At 49.6% G+C, this 1,479-nt stretch carries 1 protein-coding gene and 1 pseudogene; one reads left to right on the top strand and one right to left on the bottom strand.

Annotated features, from left to right (window positions below; all coding sequences use genetic code 11):
- Positions 1–407 precede the first annotated feature (407 nt).
- Positions 408–1,103, bottom strand: a complete 696-nt coding sequence (locus tag RTK32_RS21275) for an extensin family protein (RefSeq protein WP_312047407.1) — start codon at positions 1,101–1,103, stop codon at positions 408–410.
- A gap of 282 nt (positions 1,104–1,385) precedes the next feature.
- On the opposite strand from RTK32_RS21275, the pseudogene RTK32_RS21270 reads away from it, so the two are divergent.
- Positions 1,386–1,479 (top strand): annotated as a pseudogene (locus RTK32_RS21270) (alanine glycine permease); the annotation flags it as partial.

The raw sequence follows: 1,479 nt of genomic DNA, 5'->3' as shown, positions 1-1,479 counted from the left end.
AAAAGATGCTCCTGATTGTCTGAAAATCGTTGATGAAGCAGTAACCTGCTCAATTCTCAGGAAAATGCTGCAAAAACGTGCGCGGTATCCTCTGCGGCCAGGTTGTTAAGCCAGCACGTTATCTGGCGTTTTCTTTGAGACATCTTTTAAGAAAACAGAATAAGATTTTTCCTGGAAATATTCAATCACCCCCTTTCAGGGTTTGATTTTAAATTTTACTAAACTTTTTCTTATTAAGGCTGACGAATGAATGAGCAGTAAGGGTAATGCACCATCAGAACTTCCATAAGTAATTGATAGAAAAGAATTTAATAGAATAACCGTTATTATTTGAGTTTAATTGAATAGCTTATTTTGCCTGGCGTGTACTTTACTTCCCGGGCTAATTTCTGGTCGGCCCGCTGCATTTATCGACAGACGCCGAATCCTCGCATGCCCAAATGAAAATGTGCGGCGTGGGCACGGTTGTAATCCGGTCCAAGGGCATTGCCGTACCAGAAGCAGCTTTGCTGGAAGATTTGCCGAAGCCAGTAGGCTTCAGGACGCGGCTGCCCCCATACCTTTTGAATGGCAATTTCTCTGCCGTCCTGTAAGCGAAAACCCGCCACGTCCAGCGCCTCTGCCGTAGCATGTTCGCTTAACCTGCCGGTGGCGCGGTGATAAATATTTCTACAGGCGTAGCTCCCGACATGATCAATACGCACTAGAGGGGAGCCTAGCTGCACCGCTGCCAGCGATTTAGCCGCAGTGACAAACATCGTAGTAGAGAGTGCCAGCGAACAGCTGGCAAGAAAGGAAGAGCTGAGACGTACGTCACTAAATCCCTGTACACGGACCGGTGCGGCAAGAGGGCAATTCCCCTCAACGGGACGCGCAAGGCTAAAACGAATATAACCCCCTTCTTTTGCCCGCTGCAGCGCAGCCATACAGGCTTCAGGATCGTGTTGTAGCCGCTTTAGCTTATAGCGAGTCATCCAGCCCGGTGCATCAGTGACAGTTAACGGCGTAAAGGGATTCCAGGCGGGCGGCAGCGTTTTTTGCCACCATGGCATAATCAGTAACGCCAGCAGAAAAATGATGCCTGCCCCGATCAATGCTTTCATCATGTCCTTCCGCTCCTGCTGCACCATCCGGGGGAAAACGCAACGCCCTGTTCTGTCGAATAATGAGTGTAGCGGCGTTTTTGTGCGATCGAACCAACTGTGAATAACTTTACCTGCCAGCCACGCGCTTTTACGTTAAGATTTGCGCCCTTAAGCGGAAAAACGATGCCGGCTCCACGCCGCATTTTCCAAAGCGCGCGGCAATACAAAGACTTGCCGACGCATAATGACTGAGCAACAGCCTTCAGAGCTGACACAACATCTACAGGATACCTTCTCGTTATGGTTGACCAATTGAAAAAGCCTCTTCAGGAGGAGGCGCCCGGCGAGCTGCGGCGCAACTTACATAATCGGCACATCCAGCTCATCGCTATCG

It is taken from the genome of Erwinia sp. (genome assembly GCF_031978025.1).
Taxonomy (GTDB): domain Bacteria; phylum Pseudomonadota; class Gammaproteobacteria; order Enterobacterales; family Enterobacteriaceae; genus Erwinia.
Note: the sequence above shows the minus strand (reverse complement) of the source record. Positions and strands in the feature narration are given on the sequence as shown.